The sequence below is a fragment of the Pseudomonas sp. B21-056 genome, from assembly GCF_026016325.1.
GTDB lineage: Bacteria > Pseudomonadota > Gammaproteobacteria > Pseudomonadales > Pseudomonadaceae > Aquipseudomonas.
The window spans coordinates 5026619-5050081 of record NZ_CP087203.1 but is presented as its reverse complement, the minus strand read 5'-3'; the positions used below and the strand labels follow the sequence as shown (position 1 = coordinate 5050081).

Below are 23463 nucleotides of genomic sequence, written 5' to 3'. Positions count from 1 at the left end.
CAACCCACAGGAGAGGGCAATGGCTACGCAAGACATCACCCGGGCAACCGCCCTGCGCCGCGACGCGTTGATCGAATGTGCCTTGGGGATCAAGGAGATCGAAGACCACGACGCCAATAAGGGCTACCCACCGATCAAGACCGCAGACGATCTGCTGGAGTGGCTGCGCACCGATCCCCTGGATAACCATCAGGTCAAGACTACCTGGGTCGCCGAGGCGGTCAGTTGTTTCCAGCAATACATCCATGCGGTCTACCAGAAGCTCGAGCCGGGCTACACCCAGCGGGAGTTCGACCGCAAGGACCTGAAGGACTGGGACATTGCCAGCCAGTACCCGTTATGGGCCGCCAGTCAGTTGCTCAAATGCATGCCCGAAGACTACATCACACCTTATGCGCGCATCCGCAAGACCAGCCTGTTCAGGGCCCTGGAAAACAACCTCAACCAGACCCGCCTGACCACCGATTCGGTGCAGTCGGGCGTCCAGCAGTACCTGCGCGCCTTTGAAGAGGTGTGCAACCTGGACGTGCTCAATGGCTATGTCGACGGCCCCGATGCCCGCCGCGCCGACTACTACCTGGTGGGCCGGGAGCGGATCGCGCCCTATCGTTACTTCTGGCGCAAGGCCGATGTGCAGCTGGACACCGACACCCGAACGATCAATCCGGCGGCGTGGAGCGAGTGGCAGCCTGTCGATATCCCTGCCGATGCGCAGGTGCTCGACAGCCGCCTGGTCTTTTGGGGTGGGCGCCTGTGCCTGGTCTGGGCCGAATGGCGCGAGGCGTTGATCGATGGCGATGGCGGCGTGCAAAAGCCCTATGAGCTTGAGCTGAAGGTGGCGTTTATCACCTTGGACGGGAAGTGGTCGCCACCGGTACGGCTGAGCCTGTCGGCGTTTAACGAGGACGTCAGCCCGGGATGTCGGCTGGTGGCGGTGATGCTGCGCGACGACGTCGACCCGTTGTACCCCAAGGGTCGGTTGGCGGTGCATTTGACCAATGCGCCGGCAGGTTTTACAGCGCTGCATCCCCGGCCGGTGGAGATTTACGAAACACGGGACGCACTGTTTCGCAAGGTGGCCGACGAAAAGCCGATCATGGACCACCTGGCCATGGTTCGCTTCGCGAGCCCCTCGACCCTTCAGCAGCGGGTGGCCACCATAGACTTTTCCCAAATGACAGAGGAGGTGTCGAGCGGCGCGAATCCTCTGGTAGAGCACTTCACCCTCAAAGCGGTCGTGACAACTGACGGAAGCAAGCAGTACCTGCATTATCAAGCGCATTGTGCCCTGCTGACGCCCGGCAAGGCAGGAGAGCAAAAGACCTTCACGCTATCGCTGCGGTACCCCGCAGGTGATGACATTCCAGGCGTTGAGGAGCCACACTCCGACAACGGCGGCTGGTCATTTGCCTGGCAGCAGGTCGAGCGCGACAACTTCGCCAACTTGACGGCGACGTTCGTCATGGAAGGCCCGGGTGATTTTGGCAAGAAGACCTTCACTCTGACGCTGAAGGGCGTTCCCGCCGCCCCCAGCCTTCCCTCCGTGCACAAGACCAATCCACGCGGGGCCCAGTTCCTGCATCTCAATGACTCGGGTCTGACACTCAAATACGCACGTCTGAACACCCTGATCGGTGCTGAACTGGTGACACGTGCCAATGTCTCGATCGATGCGGTACTCGATTGGGACACCCAGTTTCCCGACGAACCCCCGCTGCCCGAGAATGCGAGCGAGCCCAACGGCCCGTTCGACGGCGCCAACGGGCTGTTCTTCTGGGAACTGTTTTTTCATCTGCCCCACCTGGTGGCGACCCGGCTCAAGGATGAAGACCGCTTCGTCGAAGCCCAGCAATGGTTGCATTTCATCTTCGATCCCCAGGCGATCGCCGACGCGAATGCCGAGCGGGCGGACCCGAAGCCACGCTATTGGCGGTGCCGACCGCTGAACGTGGCCAGTGCCGAGGGCGACGTGGGGTGTGAGGCCGACAACCCGACCGACCCGGATGCGATTGCCTACTCGACGCCCCGGCACTACCAGATGCTGATTTTCCTCGACTACGTTGCCAACCTCGTGGCTTGGGGCGACTGGTTGTACCGGCAACTGACCCGGGACAGCCTGGCTGCGGCGAAGATGCAATACCTGCGCGCCAAGAACCTGATGGGCGCCACGCCGGATGTGCACACCCTCAGCCAGTGGACGCCTGCCACGTTGGCGGAACTGGTGGATGAACTGGACGACAGTGCCGCGCTCAAGGCATTCGAGCAAGGGCTGCTGCTGGATTCGGGGTCGCTGCCGGTCAAGACCCGTTTCTTTGAAGACCCTGGCGTCATCGGCGCGGAGCGTTTCCGCCTGCCGGTGAGTCAGCGGGTGTTGTTGCTGTATGAGTTACCGGCCCAGCGCATGTACAACCTGCGCAACAACCTGACCATTGACGGCAAACCGCTGTCCATCGAGTTGTTCAGCACGATCAACCCTTCCGACCTGCTCAACAACCTGGCGGCCGGTGGTGCCGGGCCTGTCCGCCCCATGGGCGGGCCTTTGCGGGTTGCGGCGTTTCGCTGGCGCACGCTGTTCGATACGGCGATCCGGGCGACCCAGTACCTGCAGGACTGCGGCAACCAGGTGATGCGCTTGCTGGAGCAACAGGACCGAGGCGAGCAGGAACTGTTGCAACAGCGCCACCTGACCGAGCTGAGTACCTTCGCCAGGGCCGTGCAGGAAGAAAATCTCGAACAACTGCGGGGCGCGCTGGCGGCAATGAACAGCAGTCGCACCCTGACCGAGCAGCGGCAAGCCCATTACACGAAGCTGTACAGCGAAAATATTTCCAACAATGAATACAAGGTCATGGGCGCCCTCGACACCGCTAAGTTGTTGACGTCGCTGAGCACCTCGATGCAGGTTGCCGGTGCTGTCATCGATGCCTTTCCCAATGTGTTCGGCCTGGCCAACGGCGGGCATCAGTTGGGCAGTGCGCCAAGGGCGCTCAGTTATGGGTTCCAGGTCGCGGCGGAGATCGTGCGCAGCGATGCCGAGAAGGACGCCACCTCCGAAAGTTATCGGCGGCGACGCGAAGACTGGGGGCTGGCGCGAGACCAGGCCACGGCGGAGCTGGCGGTGCTCGATGCGCAGATCGAGGCCCAGAAGCATGCGGTGTCTGCCGCCGAGGCCAGCCTGGAGCAGATCCTCAGGATGAATGCCCACGCCCAGGCGCTTTATGATTTCCTGCTCACCCGGGCCACCCGCGTCGAGCTGTATCGCTGGTACCTGGGGCAATGCAAGACCCTGCACTACCAGGCCTACGACCAGGTTGTCAGCCTTTGCCTCAGTGCCCAGAGCGCACTGCAGTTGGAAACCGCCGAGTTCGGCCTGAGTCACATCCGCACCGATGCGTGGCTGGACAATTATTACGGCCTGACCGCCGGCGACTCGTTGCGCCTCGATCTGTTGCGCATGGAGGCCGATTATCTGCTGCGTTATGAGCGGCGTCTGGAAATGGTCAAGACCGTATCCCTGCGTCTGTTGTTCGATGACGACACCGACCGGCAGGTGGATTACGACAACTGGAACGATGCGCGGGCAGGGTTGATCGCCAACGGCACACTGAACTTCAAACTTTCTCAACTGCTGTTCGACCGGGATTACCACGACCACTACTGCCGTCAGATCAGCGCCGTCGACGTGACTTTGCCGACGTTGCTCGGCCCTTACGAAAACGTCTGCGCAACGCTGACGCAGATTGGCAGCAGCACCGCCATCAAGGCGTCTCGCGAATCGCTGGACTATCTGTATGACGAAAGCTTCCCAGCGCCGGCCGATGTGCTGCTCAACATCGGCAGCGGTGAGCAAATGGCCCTTTCCATCGGCCTGGACGACTTTGGCGTGGCGGCGTTGAAGCCCGAAGAGGGCTTGCGCAATACCTTCGAGAACACCGGCGCCGTGTCCCGCTGGACGCTGTCTTTCCCCTGGTTCCAGGAGTGGGACCGCCAGAAGGGTCAACTGGCGGCCTTGAATGACATCATCGTGAAGGTCCGCTACACCGCCAAGGTGGGAGGGCCGGCGTTTTCCCGCAAGGTCCAGGAAAAAGTCAGGGCCGCCGAAAGCGCAGCGCACGAGGGGTTGCAAAAATGAACAGAGAACCGGTCGACACCAGGACCAACGTGCTCCCCAACGGACATTTCGACCAGCGCTACGATCATTGGGAAGATGCCGGCGTTGAAGACAATTTCGATAGGAAATCAGGCGAATGGGAAGGGCAACCCATCTACTATATGTCTCTTTACAGCGGTGGGGGGATTCGCCAGATCGTACCTGCGCCGGCGCCGCAATCGGCAGGGGCGCGCTACCGTTTGAGCTTCCTGTACGACAACCGTTCTACAGCGGACGGGGTTTTCATCCTGCGTCGGCGCGGCACCGAGGACAGTCTGGAGATCACGCTGTCGCCCTCGGATAACCGGATACCCGATCCTGAAACCCAGGCACTGAGCCTGACGCCGATGACGGCGCTGATCGAATTCGATGTCGAGCGCGATGATCTGTTCGAGTTTGTCATCCTCAGCCCGTCTCAATCCAACACACGCCTGGACGTGATTGTTGCCCGGATCGATTTCCACCTTGAGCTGGCCCCGCTGGTCCTGGCCCGAATCGTCAACGACGGCCAGGTCTATACCCCGACCGGGGAGCCCTTGCTTTACCTGTGCCATGGGGCGAGCGGCGCGAAGAGCCACCAGTTGTCCTTCCAACCCGCGCCGGACAGCCCCTGGGTGGGGACCGAGGCGTTGCTGTGGAGCCAGGACAATCCCCAGGAGGCGGTAGTGATTACGCCCGAGTGGGGGGAAAACCAACTGCTCGAAGACACCTGGCAAGTGGACTGCCCGGTATTGCCCGGTGACGACACCCAGTTGTTCAACCTGTCCATCTACAGCAAGTACCACGCCGAGACGTACCCGATTGCGGTGTCCTTGGGGCACCATCGACTGGTCGTCGAGAGCTATCTGGAACCGGCTTACCAACCGGTGATCGAGCACAATCAGTGTGTCAGGCTGGGGGTTCAGGTGAAGTCGTATTACCTCGACCTGCCCATGCCCCAACGGGAAGTGTCCTGGGTGCTGGGGGATACCGTACTGTTTCGCGATGAAACCGACGGCGGCGGCTATGCCTGGTTCGACTTTGCCCCCGAGACCGCCGGCACGCTCTCGGTCAAGGCCCGCGTCGAGAGCCCTTTCCACGCTGGGGGCAACGCGCTGCACACCTTCAGTGTGACGGCCCACGCCACGGATCCGATGAATGATGTGCAAGTGAAGTTTCCGAACATGGAGGCCGCGCTCTGGGGTGAAAAAACCGGCTACCCCGATCGCGGTGACTCGTATCACTTGGACGTGTTGCTTGCTGCCGACAGCCCGTTGCGCGATCGATCTGTATGGTTGGAATGGGGTGGGAAACTCCCTGAGGAGTTGGGGGTGAGGGTTGATCCGGCGCTGTTGCAGCCGGTCTCGGGCAACAATGCACTGCTGAGATGGACGCTGGACTGCGATGATCGCATCGACGGCGATTTCGACTTGCGATTGGGCGCCACCGGTTTGCTGAAACCTACCGTCAACAACGCCATGTCCCTGGCGCGCCACAATCTCAAGATTGGCCTGGTGCGTGAAGCCAACCGGGTCCCGGTGGTCGATGAGGACGATTATGTCTGGTGCATGGTGCAGGTGGTGAGCCTGGGGGACGATCCCATCAGCGGAGTGCCGGTGGAATGGGACAGCGCCCTGGGACTCCAGCGGACCTGGTCCGGTGTGGACGGCTGGGCCAGCGTGATTGACCGACCTTCGGTGCACGGGCAATACACCCTCAAGGCACGGGTCAACCCCCGTGAAGTCGGGCAGGTGCCGGAGCATAGCTTCACTATCCAGACACTGGCGACCAGCGCCTGGAAAACGGCGAGTTTCAAGCTGGGTGACGTTGCGGTCGATCGGGTGGGGGCGGGTGTGGTGTGTCGCATGGGGCAGGGCTATCAATTGCATCTCACGGTGACGACTGGCAGCCCGTTGCTCGGCAAGGAGGTTTCCCTGAGGTGGCGCGATCCGGCGAACGCCCGTGCAATTGTCATCACCGGCATGGAAACCCCGACCCCGGTTACCGCTGCCGGAGTGACTTGGACCGTGCAAGCGCTGGAGGCCGATGCCAGCGGTGTGTTTGACTTGCAGGTAATATCGGCCGACCTGGAACTGCTTGACCTGGCGTTTCGGTTGTTGCCCCAGGACCTGGCCCCGACGATGACGCTGGTGTTCGACCAGGCACCCAGAACCTGGGTCGCCGCCATCGATCTGTACCCCTGCATCGGCGCCACCCACGACCTGACCCTCCAACCGGTGGATGACCTGAGCGGGTTGCATGGGCTGTTGTTTGAAACCAGCGTGTCGCCGGGCCTGCCATCCGGGTGGAGCATCACCCCGCCCTTGACGGAGCCGGCGCCGATGACGGCGGGGGGGATTCGCTACCGGTGTGATTTCAGCGATACCACCGAAGTCGCCACCCGTAGCTGGGCCGCTGAAGTCCTGGGCGTTGGCGCCTTCACGCAGCCGCCGCCCTTCGGGCTGAACCTGGCCCACAACAAAGTGGTGATCGGCACGCCGTACGAGGTCGCGACCGACCCGGTCCTGAGCAAGAACGAGAGCGCACGACTGGCCCTGCGGTATGTGTCGGCCTTCACGGGCAGGCCGGCCAACGACGTGTCGGTGGAGTGGCCTGATGGTGAAACCTCCGAGAGTGGCGCCGATGGTATTGCCCAACGCGATTACCGGCCGACGGCAGCAGGCACCAGTGAAGTCCCGGTATTGGTCAGCAATCCCTATGACGGGAGCGAAGTCGAGCATACGTTCACCGTGCACACCCATGCAGAAGACCCCTGGCTCGACCTGAACGTACAGGGCGGTCCGGGGGCCGCGCAGCGTTGGGGCGAGCAGACCTTCTTTCCTCGACGCAAAGACAGGCTCGACTTGACGCTTTCGGCCGCAGAGGGCAGCCCGTTACTCAATCAGTCCCTGACGTTGGGGCTCAGCGGCGCCCAGGAGCTGGATACGGGCATGTCTTTCGAGCCGGTAGGGTTGGGGATCCCCCGCTTGTTGACCGACAAGGATCTGCCGGTGAGTCTCAAGGCCGAGGACCGGACCGACGCGGCGTTCTATTTGCAACTGTCGGCCTCACGGCTGCTGGCGCGCTCGCCGCTGAATGCATTTTCCCTGGGCAGCCATATTCCGGTGGATGTCATGGCGGCCACGCATCAGGATCCGAGGGTGGTCGACTGGGGCGAAACCTTGTCCTTTGAAATCACCCTGACCAACGCGCTGTCCGGTCAACCGGCGCGAAATGTACCGGTGTCCTGGCGCGGTACGGACGTGGCCATGGAAGACACGGTCACGCTCACCAATTTCTATGGCGTTGCCCGCTTCAGTTTCGTGGCGACGGTAGACGGGCCGGGCAGCGTGACGGCCAGGGCGGTCGGAGGGACCGAGGTTGTATCGTTTGAGTATCTCGTGCATGAGGCTTGCGTGATTCAAAGCCTGACCAGCGCCGACCTCGAAGGGCCTCCAGGGAAAGAAGTCAGCGCCGAGGCCACGGTAGTCAGTGCGGCCAGTGGTGAACCGGTTCAAGGGGTGCGGGTGCACTGGTTCTATAAGGGCGTTGTGCTGGAGCCGATCGTTACCGATGCGAATGGCAAGGCGCGGATTACCTTTGAGTTGCCGCCGAGGGTGGGGCGCTATGTATTGAGTGCATCCGTGAGAGGGGTGCAGGGGTGGGAGTCGGCCAAGTTGGCATCTGGGGTATCGGGCACCGAAGATAGCTGGGTGCAGGAATTTACGCTTCAACTGGACGGACGTCCGATCAACATGGACGACCTGGCCAATTGGAAAATGGTCATCAGGGATACAAGTACCAGCATTCTGAAGTTGAGTGTCAGGAAAGACAGCAACTTGATCAACGAGACGAGAGTTTCTTTGTATGGATTTCCATCGGAGGCTCTAGGGTTACAGTTTGATCCCGAACTGCGGATGCTACGGCCCGTGACGGTAGCCCCCCTGACCTGGTCCATTATTCCCAAGACAGGGGCCTACGGTGAGTTTGAGTTGGAGTTTCGCAGCGATCATTTGCCACCACGGTGGCTGCCTTTCAAGGTGGAGCATTAATTTATAGATTCCCGGCCTTCTTCCACCCCAGATACAGCGTCACCAGCTCGGCCCCCAGTTCCCCGGGCCGGGCTTGCAGTACAGAAATGCCATGGGCACTCATCCGTTCATGTAGTTCGGCCCGCGCATTCAAATACTCCACCGTCCCGCAATAGGCCAACGCCTCCGGCAAGGTCTGCACCGGTGTCTGGCGTAGCCGGTCGAGCGCTTCTTCGCGCAGGCTCGCCACCAGCACCCGGTGCTGCTGGCCCAGCCGTTTGACCGCCGTCAGCAGGTCTGCGTCGTCCTCATCCCGCAGGTTGGTCACCAGCACCACCAGGGCCCGGCGTTTCTGGCGGGTCAGCAGGTCGTTGACGGCGGCCTGGTAGTCGGCGGGGCGCTGGCTGCTGTCGAGGTCGTAGACGGTGTTGAGCAACGCGTTGAGCTGACCCTGGCCTTTGGCCGGGGCGAGGTAGCGGGGCGGGTCGCTGGCGAAGGTGCTCAGGCCCACGGCGTCACCCTGGCGCAGTGCGGTGTAGCTGAGCAGCAGGCAGGCATTGAGGGCATGGTCGAAATGCGCCAGCTCGTCGTCCTGGCTGCGCATGCGCCGGCCGCAATCGAGCATGAAGATGATTTGCTGGTCGCGCTCGTCCTCGTACTCCCGGGCGATGGGAACGCGGTGGCGAGCGGTGGCTTTCCAGTCGATCTGGCGCAGGCTGTCGCCCTCGCGGAATTCGCGCAGTTGATGAAACTCCATCCCCTGGCCGCGCCGTTGGCGCTGGCGCACGCCGAGCTGGTTGAGCCAGTTGTCCACCACCAGCAGTTGACCGTCGTAGAGCCTGGCGAAATCGGGATAGACGCGGATTTCATCGACCGCATCCAGCAGGCGTTTGTCGGTCCACAGGCCAAGGGGGCTGGGTAGATTGATTTCGCAGTGTTCGAAGATGAAATGCCCGCGCTTGAGCGGACGCAAGCGGTAGCCGACCTGACTGTGTTGGCCGGGTTGCAGCTCGACCGTCAGTGGCAGGTATTCGAAATCCAGGCCGTTGGGTACATGATCGAAGACCTCGACGTTCAGCGGCTGGTGAACGTCGTGAGTGATCACCAGGTGAACGTCGCTCCAGCGACCCAGTGCCAGGCTCCCGGGCATTTGCCGCTGCACGTGCGGCGACGGCAAGCGCTTGAGGCGCACGCCGTCGAGGATCGCCAGGGTCAGCAGGGCCAGTTGCAAGCCCCAGTTGATCGACACGAGGTACGACGGCACCCCGATGCCCAGTGCTTGCAACGTGCCCAACACAATACCCAGGACCAGCAGAACCGCCAGCCAGATCAGCAGCAGGCGCGAGGGCTTCATGGGTGTATTCCTTTGAGGAGGAAGTCCATTGTGGCGAGGATGCTTTTTGTGGCGAGGGGATTTATCTCCGCTGGCTGCGAAGCAGCCCCTTGCGGTGTGTCAGGCAGAGCCAGGGGGCTGCTGCGCAGCCCAGCGGGGATAAATCCCCTCGCCACAAAAAGCACTTTCATCTCTGGTTCTATCCTCACAAGCGCGGCGCCGGTACTTGGTCCAGCAACTGCCCCAATACCTGATCCACCGAGAGCCCTTCGATGTCCAGCTCGGGCGCCAATCGTACCCGGTGGCGCAACACGGCCAGGGCACAGCCCTTGATGTCATCCGGCACCACGAAGTCACCGCCGCGCAGCAACGCCCGGGCCCGGGCGCAACGCACCAGTGCGATCGAGGCGCGCGGCCCGGCGCCCAGGCTCAGCCCCGGCCAACTGCGGGTGGTGCGCGCCAGCCGCACGGCGTAGTCGAGCACCTGGTCGTCCATCGGCAGGTCGCTGGCGATGCGTTGCAGCGCTTGCACATCCTTGGCCTGCAACACCGTGCGCAAAGGTTGTACATCGAGCATGTCGGCGCGGGTCGAGCGGCTGACCTGGCGCACCATGTTCAGTTCCTGCTCGGCATCGGGGTAGTCCATGCGCACCTTGAGCATGAAGCGGTCGAGCTCGGCTTCCGGCAGCGGGTAGGTGCCTTCCTGTTCGATGGGGTTCTGGGTGGCGAGCACCATGAAGGGCTGGGCGATGGGCAACGCGCGGCCTTCGAGGGTCACCTGGCGTTCCTGCATGGCCTCGAGCAGCGCGGCCTGGGTCTTGGCCGGCGCGCGATTGATCTCGTCCGCCAACAGAAGGTTGGTAAACACCGGCCCCTTGCGCAAGTTGAATTGCTCGGTCTGCAAGTCGTACACCGCATGCCCGGTGACATCGCTGGGCATCAGGTCGGGGGTGAACTGGATACGCGCGAACTCACCGCTGAAGCAGCGGGCCAGGGCACGCACCAACAGCGTCTTGCCCAGCCCGGGAACCCCTTCGAGCAGCACATGCCCACCGGCGATCAACGCCGTGAGCACATCGTCGATCACCGCAGCCTGACCGACCACCGCTTTATGCAGCTCGGTGCGGATGGCCTGGGCCAGTTGACTGGCGCGCTGGCGCTGTTGGGCGGCGTGGGCCTGGCTGCCGGCAGGTTCGATTTGTTCAGTCATAAATTCCGGAGCCCTTCTGGTTACATGCGATTTATCGTCCATAAACCAGCCAGTTATCTGAGCTGATTTTGATTCAGTAGTCGCTCTGCGACAGCAGCGAAAGCGACATAGCAGGTCTGGAAATCCGGTTTATCCACAGCGTAGAGCAGCGGCTTCAGGCGCTGTTCGAAGTTCATTTTCAGCCCTTCGTGGGTTGCAGCAGAGGCCAGGCTTCGCCGAAGCACCGTGTATGGGGCCTGGTCGAATTCCGGATGCTGTCCCTTGAATTCTTCCGCATCCTTTTGGACCAGCGCTGCAAAAATCTGGCTGGCGGGTTCTATGGCATCGGGCTGGCTTCCAGCGATCCGCCAGACATCGTAAACGTGGCGAACCAAGGCAGTATCAAATTCGCCGCGTTGATTTCCATCCCAATCCCAGGCGCAGCGGCGTAGCAGCGACAGTACCTTTTCAGCCAGTGTTTCTGCCACCGTGATACACGTCATGGAAAAGCGCTCGGGTACTTCGCGAGGGACAAACTGGTCAAGCATATACCCCATTTCGCGCGTCTCGGCGGCCAGCATCGGGGGCCTATGAATCAGTTCAAGCTTGAGTTGTGGGCGAAGCACGCCAGACACATCCTGAAAATGCGCACCGTAGGAAACCAATAAGCAGTAGTAGCGTCGGCTGTCGCGCAGGACCGGGTTTTCATTGTCATCATGGACCACGTGCTCGAAGCCCATTTCTGTCAGACAGCGCTCCACCTCGCGTTGCAAATCCTTCAGACGCCCTCGATCTCCTTTTTGTAGTGCGTAGCCTTGCGGTACTTCCTCCAGCATGACCTTGATATCAATGTCTTCAGACATCCGTTCGATCAGGCCATAAGCTTTCGAAAGGCAGGTGCCGCCAGCGAAGATCAATCGTGTGACCAGGGTGATCGACGCCGGCTCGCTATCTCCCTTCCGACGATCCCTTTGCTGCGCAGTGTGCGTCATCTGGATTTGCGCTAGCACTCGCAGTACGTCGGTGATGTGCTGGTCTTTTTCAGCTACAACGGCGGGTAGATTCCCCAGTAATCCGGCAGTGGCGGCATCTTCGATATCAGACTTCAGCTCGTCTGGAATTTTTTTCATAAGTTAGGGTGCTATCTCCTACCGTCACTTTTCGCGAAATGCGTCGACGTCCTGTATTGACAGTCGCTCCCATAGGGATCTGGGTCGATTTGCCGCTGTTGTACTCCGAAACGAGCGAGCTGGGTTCCACAGAAATCTTGAGCTTGCGGAAGAGCTCCGCTGCGATCATTTCCAGTGTCCCCGCAGGGGTTGGCTTGCCGGTGAACTTGTTGATGCGGGTCTTGGCGAACGCTCCCTTGCTCACACGGATGAGCATTCCGTCCTCCACAAAGCGAGCCAGCACTCGTCCGACCTGAGAGTCACTCCCCATCTTGGCGAAATCCGAGCGCAGAACGACCACGCTTGCGCGCTGCTTGATCGAGCGGGCCATGCGTTCTTCAAGTTTCATACCCTCACCTCTGACGTGCAGCTATAGATCATGGGGTGACTCTAGCCGGTGATTGCCTTTTATTCCAGTATTTACAAGGGCTCCACAGTGCAGAAACTGCGCATCGATACGTCGGTTTTGTAATGCTGAAGATGGCGCTGGCATCCACCTCAAAGATCCAACCCTTCCAAGTATCGATTCATAAGGCATTCCTGAGGGTTTGCAGATGGGCGACCTGGCGGCAGAACTCGGCGCTGGACATGCGCTGTTTCGGCCGGGGGCTCAAGGCCTGGCTGATGGCTCGCGTGGGTTGGCGGCTGAGGCGTGCGAGCACTTGCCATTGTTCGGCGACGGCCAGTTGTTCGAAACCGGGATGACGATGCCGCGCCCGGCGCAGCACATCCTGTTGCAAGGTTTGCAGCAGGTGCTGCCGGCCGTTGTGGCGCAGATGGAAACCGGCACTGGCCTGCACATGTTCTTCCAGTTGGCGTCGGGCTTTGGGGGACGGTTGTTGGAGCGGGCCGTGGCGTATCGCCGAGTGCCAGAGCCAAAGGGCAATCAACGCCACCAGCGCCACCAGTGCCTGGGGGAAATACCGCAGCAGCAGGGTCAGCAGGCTGTCGTGGTCGATATTGAACAGCAACGTGACGGTGGTATCGGCGCTCAGGTACCAGAGCAGCCAGGCGTTGTCGTACTGCTCGATCTGGTCGTTCTTCCACAGCTCGGCGTCGGTGATCACGGTGATCGAGCCCTGGCCATGGTTCAGTTGCATCATGTGGGTCGACAGCGCGCTGTTGGCCCAGGCCTGGGCGATGTTCTTCGGGTCTTCGAGGTGAAAGTCGGTGTCGAAGCCGACATAGGCGGGCGCTTCTTCGTCCTCCAGGTACAACTTGGTCAGCTTGGGGTAGGGATCCTTGATCAGCTCGGGGGGCGGCTCCTTGAGTTCGCTGCTCAAGGACTGGCGCAGTTGCACGCGGTCCAGCAGCAGGTCGCCGCTGCTGCCGGTGCTGTCATCCCACAGGGCTTCGGCAACAAACAGCAGGCGACCACCGGCTCGGGTCCAGTTCATCAACTGGTCGACTTGCCGTGGCGTCATGTTCGTCCGCTCGCCCAGCAGCAACAGGGTGCGCTGATGGGGTTCGAGGGTAGGCAGGACGTCCAGGTTGTTGGCGTGCTCGACCGCCACGCCGTGCTGGCGCAGGAAGTGCTCGGCGGCCAGGTAGGGATTGGCCTGGGCCTCGGGGGACGGGCCGTAATCGACGGTTTCCTGATAGGGCACCGCGCTGCGGTAGAGGTACATGACCAGCGCCCCCACCAGCGCGACGACAATCAGTATCGCGGCCAGCCACCCTGCGCGGCGGTTCATCGCGATGCTCCTTCATCGAACAACCCGCGCCAGCCGTCGCACAGTTCCTGCTGCAGAGCTGGGGGCGGTATGCGGTGCCCATAGGCAATGTTCTGCCAGTGCAGGGTCAGATTCCTGCTGAACGCCAGCAGGTTTTCATGCTGGAGCTGTTCGACGCGTTGCAGCACCTGGCCTTCGGTGTCGGCCGCTTTCAAGGCTACGCCGAACTGATGATGCAAGCGGCTGAGCAGGGCCCGATACAGCAGGCCCAGGGCGTCACGGGGATCGCTGTTCCATAACTGCTCGACGCGGGCCGCGACGTCGTCGGGCAGGCTTTCTTCACGAATGTCCAGGCCGAACATCCGGGGCGGTGCCGGGCGCTCCACGGGCAGGCGTTTTATCGGCCGGTGTTGGCCCAGGGCCTGGAAGCTTTCACGATAGCGCCAGGCCAGCCAGGTAATCGCCCCCGCCAGTGCGGCCCAGAGCAGGACCTGAATCAGCGCGGCGGCAGCTTCGTAGCGCTGACGGCCCAACCATTGGAAAAAAGCCTTGAGCCAGCCCGGCGTTTCCCCGGCCTCGCTCGATTCGGCGGTGTCTTCGCCGAAACGATAACGGGTGACCGTTTCCGGATTCTTGAACGGCGGGGCTTCGAGGATCGCCTTGATGCTGTCCCTGGAAGCCTCGCTGGTCAGGGGCTGGTTGAGCAGCCGCGGGCTGTCGGGGGCGATGCTGTCTTCGTCGGCCCAGGCTGGGGGGGCCAGCGGCAGCAGGACCAGCGCCAGCAGCATCAGCACCGGGGCTGCGCTGCTCAGGCGCTGGCGCAGTCGCCGGAACACCAGTTCGATGTCCCAGGCCTCGAGCACCGTGCGCCGGTTGAGGTAGAGGCTGAAGCCGCAGGCGACGTACACCGGCTCCCAGAGGATCAGCAGCAGGGGATACAGGGCGTTGACCAGATGCTCGAACCACAACCAGTCCTGCTCGGTCGTCGCAATCAGCTTCTGCCAGTCCCATTCCAGTTCGGCCTGTTGTGGCACGAGCAGGTAGAACAGGGCCATCAGGCCGAACCACAAGACGGTTTCCAGGTGCACGCCGATCACCGTCAGCCATCGCGCTGCACGCCCGTTGCGTTGCAGCAATACCCGCAGGCGTAGCGCTCGTGCATCACCGGCGAGCCCTTCCAGTTGCACCACCGGCATCAGGAAACTGCGACTCAGGCTCAGCCTTCGCCAGGTCAGGCTGGCGAACAGTTGCGGCTTGAGCAATGCGGGCCACTGGCGCAAGGCCTGTTTCAACGTCGGCGTTTCGCCAAACAGTGCCTTGGACAGGATGTACAGCGGCAGGCGGTCGAAGGCCGGTTTCAACCACCAGAACACCAGCACCACCACGGACGGCGAATCCCACAACAACAGGCACAGCAGCGCGTAGATCGGCAGCGTGACGATGGCCCAACTGGTCATCAGCAGCCATCGATGTTGCTGGCTCATCAGCACGCCCAGGTCCATGGCTTCCCAGGAGGTACGCGGACGGATGGCGACGGTGGCATCACTCAGCCGCATGGTGTCTCCGTCCGGCAAACAGCAGGTAACTGATCACCAGCAGCCACAACAGTGCGCCGACCGTGTACTTGACGGCGGGTGTCACCGCGCTGGAGGACCAATAGGCTTCGATGAACGCGGCCATGAGCAGGAACAGTATGACCCCGCCGATCATCGACACGCTTTTGCCCGCGGCGAACCGCAGGGCTTCGCCCCGGGTGAGGCGTCCAGGAGCGATCAGTGCCCAGCCCAGTTGCAGGCCCGCCGCGCCGGCCAGGGCGATGGCGGTGAGTTCGAAGGCACCGTGCCCGATCACGAACGACCAGAACGTGCCTCCGGAGCCGATCTGGGTCAGGTGCCCGGCGACCGCGCCGATGGTCAGGCCATTGAAGAAAAGGAAAAACGCACTGCCCAGGCCAAACATCATGCCGCTGGCAAACGTCTGAAAAGCGATGCCGATGTTATGCATGATGTAGTAGCCGAACATGGCCCAGTCCTCGCTGGCCGCCCGTTCGATCGAACGCCCCAGGTGGCCGGCGGTCGGGTCGTACATGCTGCGGATCTGGCTGATCTCTTCGGTGCCCAGCACGCTGTAGACCAGGTCGGGGAACAGATAGACCAGCAGCCCGATGCCGACCAGGCTGCCGAGGAACATCAGGCTGGCCGCCAGCACGAACCGCCATTGTTCACGCACCAGCCGGGGAAAGCCGGCCAGGATGAACGCCGACAGACTGGCCGATGGCCGACTGCTGTCCCGGTAGAGCTGCTGGTGACCGCGCAACGCAAGTTGTTGCAGGGCATCGACCAGCAGGCTGCTGTAGCCCCGCGCCTGGGCCAGCGCCAAGTGCTGGCAGAGCCGGCGGTAGGCTTGGGGGAACTCGCTGCTCTGGGGCACATTGCGGCTACGCTCCAGTTGATCGAGTTGCTGGGACAGTTGTTCCCATTCCCCTTGGTGACGGCTCTCGAACAGGCTTTGCTTCATGTCGGCCCCAGCAGGCCGCGGGCGATGCCGTTGAGCTCGGCCACGGCTCGCGGTGGCGCAACGTTCAGTGGCGCAGCCAGGATGGCCGCCAGTTCGCCGACCCTGGCTTCGGAAAGTTCTGCCTGACGCTCGGCGAAACCCAGCACGGCGCGTTGCTCGTTCAGGCTCAGGGCAAAGGGCGGGCGTACCGGTTGTGCCAATGGTAATGCGGGGCGCTTGACCGGTTGCTCGCGATACACCACCAGCGTGCCGGCCGCCAGGTCGCCCAGGCGTTTGAAGGCCGGGTGCTGCAGGCAACTGATCGCCCCGAAGGTGTAGCCGAAGGGCAGCATGTCGACGAAACGCAACAGGTTGCGGATCAGCGAGGCGGACCAGCCGATGGGACGACCGTCGTCCTGTACCACCCGCAACCCCATCATCTGCTTGCCGGGCGAGCATCCCTGGCGCAGCACCTCGAACAGCACCATGTACCACCAACTGACAACGAACAGCAGGATGGAGCCCAGGCCGATACCCAGGTCACCGAAGAATGCGAGGATGCCGAACAGAAAGCCCAGGATCAGACCGCGTATGCCCAGGTCGATGGCAAAGGCCAGGGCGCGAGGCATCAACCCTGCCGGGCGCAGTGGCAGGTCGATGCCTTCGGGCGTCTCGACCTGATACCGCGTGTCCAGTGGCGGTGGCAGCGTCGCGTTCCTTTGCAGTGCTGGTGTCTCGAGCATGGGCAACCTGAGTGATGGGCCGGTTCGAACATTCAATCCCGGCAGATGCTAGCAGCCTTCGTGCGGGCAAACGATACAACTGTGTATGTCATTTTATGGATCGTGACGTGATTCAATTCCCGGGCCTCTGGCCGAAGCCGGGTGGGAACCCCTAGACTTCGCCAGTCTTTTGTCCAGGAACAGCCCGTGACCTCCATCTTCTGGTACGACTACGAAACCACCGGCATCGATCCACGCTGCGACCGACCTTTGCAGGTGGCGGGCATCCGTACCGATTTCGAGCTCAATGAAATCGACGAACCGGTGAACCTGTATTGCCGGCCGAGCGACGACATCCTGCCCCATCCGGCGGCCTGTGCGATTACCGGAATCAGCCCGGCGTGCCTGGCTGAAAAAGGTTTGAGCGAAGCCGATTTCATGACCCGTGTCCACCAGCAACTGGCCGCGCCCGGTACCTGCGGCGCCGGGTACAACACCCTGCGTTTCGACGATGAAATGACCCGCTACAGCCTCTATCGGAATTTTTTCGACCCGTATGCGCGGGAATGGCAGGGCGGCAACAGCCGTTGGGACTTGATCGACCTAGTGCGCGCCGCCTATGCGCTGCGCCCCGATGGTATTGTCTGGCCGCAAGAGGATGGCCGGGTCACCCTCAAGCTCGAGCGCCTCACCGCCGCCAATGGCATCGACCATGGCCAGGCTCACGATGCATTGTCGGACGTGCGCGCGACAATTGCCCTGGCTCGCCTGATCCGCCAGAAACAACCACGGCTCTATGACTGGCTGTTCCAGTTGCGCAGTAAACAGAAAGTGATGGACCAGATCCGCCTGTTACAGCCTATGGTGCATGTTTCCGGGCGTTTCTCGGCTGCGCGAAACTACATCGGTGTGGTTTTGCCACTGGCCTGGCATCCCAAGAACCGCAATGCCCTGATTGTCTGCGACCTGCACCTGGATCCCCAGGGGCTGCTGGACCACGATGCGGACATCTTGCGGCAGCGTCTATATACCCGCCGCGAGGAACTGCTCGAGGGAGAGTTGCCAGTGCCGCTCAAACTCATTCATATCAACAAATGCCCGGTGGTCGCGCCGCTGTCGGTGCTGCGTGCCGAGGACCGGCAGCGACTGCAACTGGACATGGAGGGATTGCAGCAACGGGTGTTGCAGCTAAGTGATGCCCGGCAAGTTTGGCAGGACAAACTTCAGGCCATTTATGGCCGCGAGGACTTCACCGCCAGCGAGGACCCCGAGCAACAGTTATACACAGGCTTCCTCGGTGATCGCGATCGCCGTTTATGTGAACAAGTCCGCATGGCCGACCCGGCTCATTTGGCGCAAGAGCGCTGGCCTTTCGATGATGAACGTTTGCCCGAATTATTATTCCGATATCGAGCACGTAACTTTCCAGATACGTTGAATCCAGAAGAGCAGGGGCGTTGGAGGCTGTTCTGTCAGCAACGGCTGTCATCACCGGAGTGGGGCGCGCCCAATACCCTGGAAAGTTTTGATGAAGCGATGGGCGAGTGGCTGGCGCTTTCCACGCCGGTGCAGCGAGAGGTGCTTCTGGAATGGCAAGGTTACAGCCAGCAATTGCGCAAGCGTTTAAGTCTTTGAACGGTGTGAAGTGAAAAAACTACAGGCATGAAAAACGCCAGCAATGGCTGGCGTTTTTGTGTGCGTAGAGAACGCTGAAACCCGACGAGGCTTAGCCCAGCAGGGTTGCCCAGCCTTCAACCACGTCACCGCCCCACTTGGCTTTCCACTCTTTCAGAGTCTTGTGGTTGCCACCTTTGGTTTCGATGACTTCGCCGTTGTGCGGGTTTTTGTATTGCTTAACTTTGCGAGCGCGTTTGGTGCCGGTAGTTTTCACGGCGCCGCCACGAGGGGCTTTACCCGACTTGGCTTCTGGATCCAGGAGAGCAATGATGTCGCGCAGGGACTTGGAGTATTCGCCCATCAGAGTGCGCAGTTTGCCTTCGAATTCCAATTCTTTTTGCAATTTATCGTCTTTGGAGAGGTCGGCCAGACGCTGTTGCAGTTCTTCAATGGCTTGTTTTGTAGCGTTGTATTCAGTGATCAAGGACATGGGGACTACCTTATGTAGGACGCTGCGGACAAGGAGACAGTGTGGCAATAGTAATCAGACAGTTTCATCAAGTAAACATTTAAGCAGGGTTTTATTTAATTACTTAGTGCCAGGCCGCAAAAAAGGGTGTTGCAGTTAAATACCATCACGGGGTTTCACATCCGCTCACAATATAATCGGTTGCCCCGTGCCAGTCCTTCGCTGCCCGAAGGGGCCTGGCACGTCATCAGTACTGCAGTTTTGCCGCGCAATGGCTAGAATGGCCGCCTTTGCGAAGTTCTGGAGTTCCCTAATGCGCACTTTTCGGCTGGTGATTGCTTGCCCGGACCGCGTCGGCATCGTTGCTAAAGTCAGTAACTTTCTGGCGTCCCATAACGGCTGGATCACTGAAGCAAGCCATCACTCGGACAATCAGAGCGGCTGGTTTTTCATGCGTCACGAGATTCGTGCCGACTCGCTGCCCTTTGGCATCGAGGCTTTTCGCGAGGCCTTTGCGCCGATTGCCGAAGAGTTCTCGATGGACTGGCGCATCACCGACACCGCGCAGAAAAAACGCGTGGTGCTGATGGCCAGCCGTGAGTCCCACTGCTTGGCCGACCTGCTGCACCGCTGGCACAGCGATGAGCTCGACTGCGACATCGCCTGTGTGATCTCCAACCATGACGACCTGCGCAGCATGGTGGAGTGGCACGGCATCCCGTACTACCACGTACCGGTCGATCCGCAGGACAAGCAGCCGGCGTTCGCCGAAGTCTCGCGGCTGGTCAAGCAGCATGATGCCGAGGTGGTGGTGCTCGCCCGCTACATGCAGATCCTGCCGCCGGCCTTGTGCAGCGAATACGCCCATAAGGTCATCAACATCCACCACAGCTTCCTGCCGTCGTTCGTCGGGGCCAAGCCGTACCACCAGGCCTCGATGCGGGGCGTGAAGCTGATTGGCGCCACTTGCCACTACGTGACCGAAGAGCTGGACGCCGGTCCGATCATCGAGCAGGACGTGGTCCGCGTCAGCCACAGCGACAGCATCGAAGACATGGTGCGTTTCGGCCGTGACGTGGAGAAGATGGTGCTGGCGCGGGGCTTGCGTTATCACCTGGAAGACCGGGTGCTGGTGCATGGCAACAAGACTGTGGTGTTCTGACGCAACGGCGGGTGGGCCCTGTAGGAGCTGGCGAAGCCTGCGATCTTTTGATCTTTCGCTTGGGGATTCAAGCGCCTGGGGAAAGATCGCAGCCTCGCTTCGCTCGGCAGCTCCTACAGGACGCAGCCCGCGGGGCGGTACGACGGGTCGTTAAATCCCCTCGCCACAAAGTTCTGTGTTGTCTGTTATTTAACGGACAGGGCTCTTTTCATGATGAGGCATGCCATGACCGATCCACTGGACAAAGCCACCTCCAAGGCCCCGGCCACCTTGGGTGAGGGCTGCCTAAGCCGCTACGATCCCGAGGAACTGGGCCCCGAGGACGGTACGGAGTTTCCGGACGCCGCCGAACTGTGGAAACAGACCCATCCCGAGGACGATCCCGAGTAGGAATCGACCGCTTCAAGCCTGCCTCAGCTTCATCAGCTTCTTGATCAACGGACGCCCGACCATCAGGAAGAACACCGGCCCGCCGGCCACCAGATAAAAGTAATAGGTCACCGCCCGCCAGATCAGAATGGCCGCCGCCGCGGTGGACTTGCCCACCATGGGCGCCAGCAGTGCCGCCGATGTCACCTCCGCCGCTCCGGCGCCGCCCGGCAGCAGGCTGAATTGTCCCGCGCTGAGGGACAGCATCTGGACCAGGAAACTCCAGGCCCATTGCAGATCCGCCCCCAACCCTTTCAACGCCAGGTACAACACGCTGTAACGCAGGGCCCAATGCAGGCATGTCAGGCCGAAGACCTGGAAGAGTGTCTGCCGCGGCAGTTTCAGCGTGGCGGTAAACGCCGCCAGAAAATTCAGGATCTTGCGCCCCCAGCGGCGGCGGGTACTGGCCTTCACGCGCAGATGTCGCAGCAGCCTGGCGCCCAGCAGGATCAGCCAACGATGGTAGCGAGCCACCATCGCACAGCCGATCAGCCCGCCCAGCAGCGAAAACGCGCTCAGCGCCAGCATCCATTCCATGCGCTGGCTGAGATTCTGGAACAGCGCATACAACAGGATGCCCACCAGGGCACAGAGGAAGAACAACAGGTCGCTCAGCTGGTCCATGGCGAACACCGCGCTGGCGTGGGCCGGGCGCACGCCGTTGCGAGCCAGCAGAGCCATCAGCGTCAACGGCCCGCCACTGCCGCCGGGGGTAGCGCACATGGCGAACTCGGTGGACATCACCACGCCGATGCTTTTCAGCCCGCCGATGCACTCACGTTGTTCACCCAGCAACAGGCGCAGGCGCACGGAGTTCAGGACCCAGCAGAGCTCGATCATGCCCAGCATGCTCAACAGCAGTGACAAGGGAAAACGTTGCACCCGTGACCACATTTCGCCGCCACCCACCAGCAGCGGCACCAACAACGCCGTAAGCAGCGCCGCAGCCAGCCAGATCAGCCGTTTCATGCGGCGCTGCTGACCCGCAGGCCTTGGGTCGCCAGCCAGTCGACCTTGGTCATTGGCACGCGACCGTCGTCGAGCAGGCGTTTGAGGGTTCGCAGCCAATAGTCCCGGGAAAACCCGTGGCGCATGTCCACCGGGTGCAGGCCCAGGCGAATCACCGGCGCTTGGCGCCAGCGCTGTTCACGTTGGTCGCTGAGGACTTTCGACAAGCCACGGCGCCAGGCACTGCGGGCGCTCCAGACCAGCCCCGGGGCGTCGATGGGGGTGAAATCCGGCAAGCGATACAAGTGCTGGGTATCGCTGGTGTAGCTCAGCGGCAACTGGCGCAGGGCCCGGCGCGTGCCTTCGCTCATCAGCCAGGCCGGGGCAACGAAACCTTGCAGCGGCCACTGGTAACGCTCGAAGGTGTCGATACCGGCGCGCAGGCGGGCGAGGGCGGCTTCTTCGGACAGGTCGTAGAACTCGCCCTCATGGGTGTAGACCCGGCGCATGAACCAATCCCGGGGGTGGAGGGCCGGTGGGCCGTCGTCGCAATGGTAATAGCCGTGCAACACCAGTTCGTCGCCACGCTCGACCCGGCTGTCGAGCAGGTGCCGCAAACCTGGGTGAGCGTCCAGCGCGTTGGTGTGGTGGAAATCCGGCACCACCAGCCAGGTCATCGGCACGTGACCGAGGGCGTCGACGGCTTCGACGAAGGGCTGGTAGTCGGGCCAGGTTTGCGGCGCCACGTCGTGCAGCACCAGTAATACGCTGGGCGAGTGATTCATCGGCACGGACCTCGCCTCAACCATTGGCCAGCAACGGCAACTGTTCACCGAGCACGGCGTAATAATGCCCCAGCAGGCTGTTGACCACGCAATCCCAGGCGTAATGCCGCTCGACATGACGGCGCGCCAGCAAGCCGCGGCGCTGACAGCCTTCGCAGAACAGTTGGCGCACGGCGTTGGCCATGGCCTGTGGATTATTCGGCGTGCACAACAGGCCGCAGTCCTCGTGGACGATCTCGGTGAACGCCCCGGCCGCCACCGCCACCACCGGAATACCGCTGGCCATGGCCTCGAGGATCACCAGGCCGAAGGTTTCCTGATCGCCGGCGTGCAGCAGGGCGTCGGCGCTGGCCATCAGCCGGGCGACCTGCGGCGCGGGGCAGAACTCATCGACCACGGTGACGTTGTCCGGCACCACGGCAGGCATCGACGAGCCCACCAGCAGCAGGTGATAGCGTTCGCCCAGGCGTTCCATGCATTTGAGCAGCACCGGCAGGTTCTTCTCCTTGGAACCGCGGCCGGCGAAGATCAGCAGGCGCGTGTCCTCGGCGATACCCAGCTCGGCCCGCAGCTCCGGGTCGCGGGCGCCGGGGTGGAAGGTCTGCAGGTCCACGCCCAACGGCTGCACATGGACATTGCGCACACCCAACCCGGTCAGCTTGTCGGCCATGACCTGGCTCGGCGCCAGGACCCGGTCGAAATTGCCGTACAACTTGCTGACGTAGGCTTCGATGTTGGGGGTGAACCAATTGCCCATGCGATTGCTCACCAGCAGGGGCAGGTCGGAGTGATAGAAGCCGATGACGGGCACGTCCAGCTGGCGTCGGGCGTCCAGCGCGGCCCAGGCGGTGAGGTAGGGATCGCCGACTTCGATCAGGTCCGGTTGCAGGTCGCGCAGGGCATTGCGCCAGGGTGCCAGGCGAAGGGGGAAGCGGTAGCCCTTGCCGAAGGGCAGCGCCGGGGCCGGCACCTTGTAGATCCCATCCTGCTCGCTCGAATGCGCGCCGGGAATCAGCAGACTGTGGCGGATACCGGGCCGATCCCCCAGGCGACGGTGCTTGGCATCCAGATAAGTGCGCACGCCTCCGCTGGCGGGGGCGTAGAACATGGTGATGTCCGCTATATGCACGATGAACGTCCCTCCGGTCTGTGTTCTCCTGTGTTGACCTTTATGAAGAATAGATGTTCGGTTGGGTTGTAGTGGGGCGGGGTGTCAGTGGAGTATTACTTCGTTTGATAGGCCCCCATCGCGAGCAGGCTCGCTCCCACAGTTGAAATGCAATCCCCTGTGGGAACGAGCCTGCTCGCGAT

17 protein-coding genes are annotated in these 23463 nt (G+C 61.8%); 5 read left to right on the top strand and 12 right to left on the bottom strand.

The genetic code is table 11. The features are described from left to right. The first annotated feature begins 19 nt into the window (after positions 1–19). Together LOY67_RS21965 and LOY67_RS21960 are read left to right on the top strand one after the other, a co-directional pair. Positions 20–4132, top strand: coding sequence for a neuraminidase-like domain-containing protein (locus LOY67_RS21965; protein WP_265064409.1), 4113 nt, complete (start codon positions 20–22; stop codon positions 4130–4132). After that, positions 4129–8181, top strand: coding sequence for a hypothetical protein (locus tag LOY67_RS21960; protein ID WP_265064408.1), 4053 nt, complete (start codon positions 4129–4131; stop codon positions 8179–8181). The genes LOY67_RS21965 and LOY67_RS21960 overlap by 4 nt, the downstream gene beginning before the upstream one ends. A 1-nt stretch (position 8182) precedes the next feature. Here the strand turns inward: LOY67_RS21960 and LOY67_RS21955 are convergent, their stop codons facing one another. From LOY67_RS21955 to LOY67_RS21920, 8 genes are all read right to left on the bottom strand, one after another. Then, entirely contained in the window at positions 8183–9514 is a 1332-nt protein-coding gene (locus LOY67_RS21955) for a DUF58 domain-containing protein (protein ID WP_265064407.1), read from the bottom strand. 184 nt (positions 9515–9698) lie between these two features. Continuing rightward, on the bottom strand, positions 9699–10703 hold the full coding sequence (locus LOY67_RS21950; RefSeq protein ID WP_265064406.1) for an AAA family ATPase: 1005 nt from the start codon (positions 10701–10703) through the stop codon (positions 9699–9701). A 53-nt stretch (positions 10704–10756) separates the two neighbouring features. After that, the gene (locus tag LOY67_RS21945) at positions 10757–11812 is read right to left on the bottom strand and encodes a nucleotidyl transferase AbiEii/AbiGii toxin family protein (protein WP_265064405.1); all 1056 of its coding nucleotides are present in this window, start codon (positions 11810–11812) and stop codon (positions 10757–10759) included. Beyond that, positions 11781–12200, bottom strand: coding sequence for a DUF6088 family protein (locus LOY67_RS21940; RefSeq protein WP_265064404.1), 420 nt, complete (start codon positions 12198–12200; stop codon positions 11781–11783). Before LOY67_RS21940 ends, LOY67_RS21945 begins: the two co-directional genes overlap by 32 nt. Before the next feature lie 178 nt (positions 12201–12378). Continuing rightward, positions 12379–13545 carry a DUF4350 domain-containing protein gene (locus LOY67_RS21935; protein WP_265064403.1) on the bottom strand — a complete coding sequence of 389 codons (1167 nt, stop codon included), beginning with the start codon at positions 13543–13545 and terminating at the stop codon, positions 12379–12381. Then, the gene (locus LOY67_RS21930) at positions 13542–15080 is read right to left on the bottom strand and encodes a DUF4129 domain-containing protein (RefSeq protein WP_265064402.1); all 1539 of its coding nucleotides are present in this window, start codon (positions 15078–15080) and stop codon (positions 13542–13544) included. Before LOY67_RS21930 ends, LOY67_RS21935 begins: the two co-directional genes overlap by 4 nt. Then, complete coding sequence (locus LOY67_RS21925) at positions 15067–16041, bottom strand: stage II sporulation protein M (RefSeq protein ID WP_265064401.1); 975 nt, start codon at positions 16039–16041, stop codon at positions 15067–15069. The genes LOY67_RS21930 and LOY67_RS21925 overlap by 14 nt, the downstream gene beginning before the upstream one ends. Continuing rightward, positions 16038–16763 (bottom strand): RDD family protein, encoded by a 726-nt coding sequence (locus LOY67_RS21920; protein WP_265064400.1) that lies wholly within the window; start codon positions 16761–16763, stop codon positions 16038–16040. The genes LOY67_RS21925 and LOY67_RS21920 overlap by 4 nt, the downstream gene beginning before the upstream one ends. 186 nt (positions 16764–16949) lie before the next feature. Between LOY67_RS21920 and sbcB the strand changes: the two genes are divergently transcribed. Next, positions 16950–18377, top strand: a complete 1428-nt coding sequence (gene sbcB, locus LOY67_RS21915) for an exodeoxyribonuclease I (RefSeq protein WP_265064399.1) — start codon at positions 16950–16952, stop codon at positions 18375–18377. A gap of 91 nt (positions 18378–18468) precedes the next feature. Here the strand turns inward: sbcB and mvaT are convergent, their stop codons facing one another. Then, the gene (mvaT, locus tag LOY67_RS21910; RefSeq protein WP_139645197.1) at positions 18469–18849 is read right to left on the bottom strand and encodes a histone-like nucleoid-structuring protein MvaT; all 381 of its coding nucleotides are present in this window, start codon (positions 18847–18849) and stop codon (positions 18469–18471) included. 292 nt (positions 18850–19141) lie between these two features. On the opposite strand from mvaT, the gene purU reads away from it, so the two are divergent. Further along, positions 19142–19990 carry a formyltetrahydrofolate deformylase gene (purU, locus tag LOY67_RS21905; protein ID WP_265064398.1) on the top strand — a complete coding sequence of 283 codons (849 nt, stop codon included), beginning with the start codon at positions 19142–19144 and terminating at the stop codon, positions 19988–19990. A gap of 210 nt (positions 19991–20200) precedes the next feature. Then, positions 20201–20380, top strand: coding sequence for a hypothetical protein (locus LOY67_RS21900; protein ID WP_265067850.1), 180 nt, complete (start codon positions 20201–20203; stop codon positions 20378–20380). 12 nt (positions 20381–20392) lie between these two features. Here the strand turns inward: LOY67_RS21900 and LOY67_RS21895 are convergent, their stop codons facing one another. Genes LOY67_RS21895 through LOY67_RS21885 form a run of 3 tightly spaced genes read right to left on the bottom strand, consistent with a single transcriptional unit; the run spans position 20393 to position 23260 of the window. Further along, positions 20393–21388, bottom strand: coding sequence for a lysylphosphatidylglycerol synthase transmembrane domain-containing protein (locus LOY67_RS21895; RefSeq protein ID WP_265064397.1), 996 nt, complete (start codon positions 21386–21388; stop codon positions 20393–20395). After that, positions 21385–22152: a DUF2334 domain-containing protein gene (locus tag LOY67_RS21890; RefSeq protein ID WP_413776148.1), complete on the bottom strand. Its 768-nt coding sequence runs from the start codon at positions 22150–22152 to the stop codon at positions 21385–21387. The genes LOY67_RS21895 and LOY67_RS21890 overlap by 4 nt, the downstream gene beginning before the upstream one ends. Before the next feature lie 16 nt (positions 22153–22168). Further along, positions 22169–23260 (bottom strand): glycosyltransferase family 4 protein, encoded by a 1092-nt coding sequence (locus LOY67_RS21885; RefSeq protein ID WP_265064395.1) that lies wholly within the window; start codon positions 23258–23260, stop codon positions 22169–22171. Positions 23261–23463 lie beyond the last annotated feature (203 nt).

Excerpts from the sequence above, each read along its gene's own strand:
- LOY67_RS21930 (WP_265064402.1), bottom strand. The coding sequence starts at position 15,080 with ATGCGGCTGAGTGATGCCACCGTCGCCATCCGTCCGCGTACCTCCTGG.
- LOY67_RS21950 (WP_265064406.1), bottom strand. The coding sequence starts at position 10,703 with ATGACTGAACAAATCGAACCTGCCGGCAGCCAGGCCCACGCCGCCCAA.
- LOY67_RS21960 (WP_265064408.1), top strand. The coding sequence starts at position 4,129 with ATGAACAGAGAACCGGTCGACACCAGGACCAACGTGCTCCCCAACGGA.
- LOY67_RS21900 (WP_265067850.1), top strand. The coding sequence starts at position 20,201 with ATGATGAGGCATGCCATGACCGATCCACTGGACAAAGCCACCTCCAAG.
- purU (WP_265064398.1), top strand. The coding sequence starts at position 19,142 with ATGCGCACTTTTCGGCTGGTGATTGCTTGCCCGGACCGCGTCGGCATC.
- LOY67_RS21935 (WP_265064403.1), bottom strand. The coding sequence starts at position 13,545 with ATGAACCGCCGCGCAGGGTGGCTGGCCGCGATACTGATTGTCGTCGCG.
- LOY67_RS21920 (WP_265064400.1), bottom strand. The coding sequence starts at position 16,763 with ATGCTCGAGACACCAGCACTGCAAAGGAACGCGACGCTGCCACCGCCA.
- LOY67_RS21895 (WP_265064397.1), bottom strand. The coding sequence starts at position 21,388 with ATGAAACGGCTGATCTGGCTGGCTGCGGCGCTGCTTACGGCGTTGTTG.
- LOY67_RS21945 (WP_265064405.1), bottom strand. The coding sequence starts at position 11,812 with ATGAAAAAAATTCCAGACGAGCTGAAGTCTGATATCGAAGATGCCGCC.
- LOY67_RS21940 (WP_265064404.1), bottom strand. The coding sequence starts at position 12,200 with ATGAAACTTGAAGAACGCATGGCCCGCTCGATCAAGCAGCGCGCAAGC.
- LOY67_RS21965 (WP_265064409.1), top strand. The coding sequence starts at position 20 with ATGGCTACGCAAGACATCACCCGGGCAACCGCCCTGCGCCGCGACGCG.
- LOY67_RS21890 (WP_413776148.1), bottom strand. The coding sequence starts at position 22,152 with ATGAATCACTCGCCCAGCGTATTACTGGTGCTGCACGACGTGGCGCCG.
- LOY67_RS21955 (WP_265064407.1), bottom strand. The coding sequence starts at position 9,514 with ATGAAGCCCTCGCGCCTGCTGCTGATCTGGCTGGCGGTTCTGCTGGTC.
- LOY67_RS21925 (WP_265064401.1), bottom strand. The coding sequence starts at position 16,041 with ATGAAGCAAAGCCTGTTCGAGAGCCGTCACCAAGGGGAATGGGAACAA.
- LOY67_RS21885 (WP_265064395.1), bottom strand. The coding sequence starts at position 23,260 with ATGTTCTACGCCCCCGCCAGCGGAGGCGTGCGCACTTATCTGGATGCC.
- mvaT (WP_139645197.1), bottom strand. The coding sequence starts at position 18,849 with ATGTCCTTGATCACTGAATACAACGCTACAAAACAAGCCATTGAAGAA.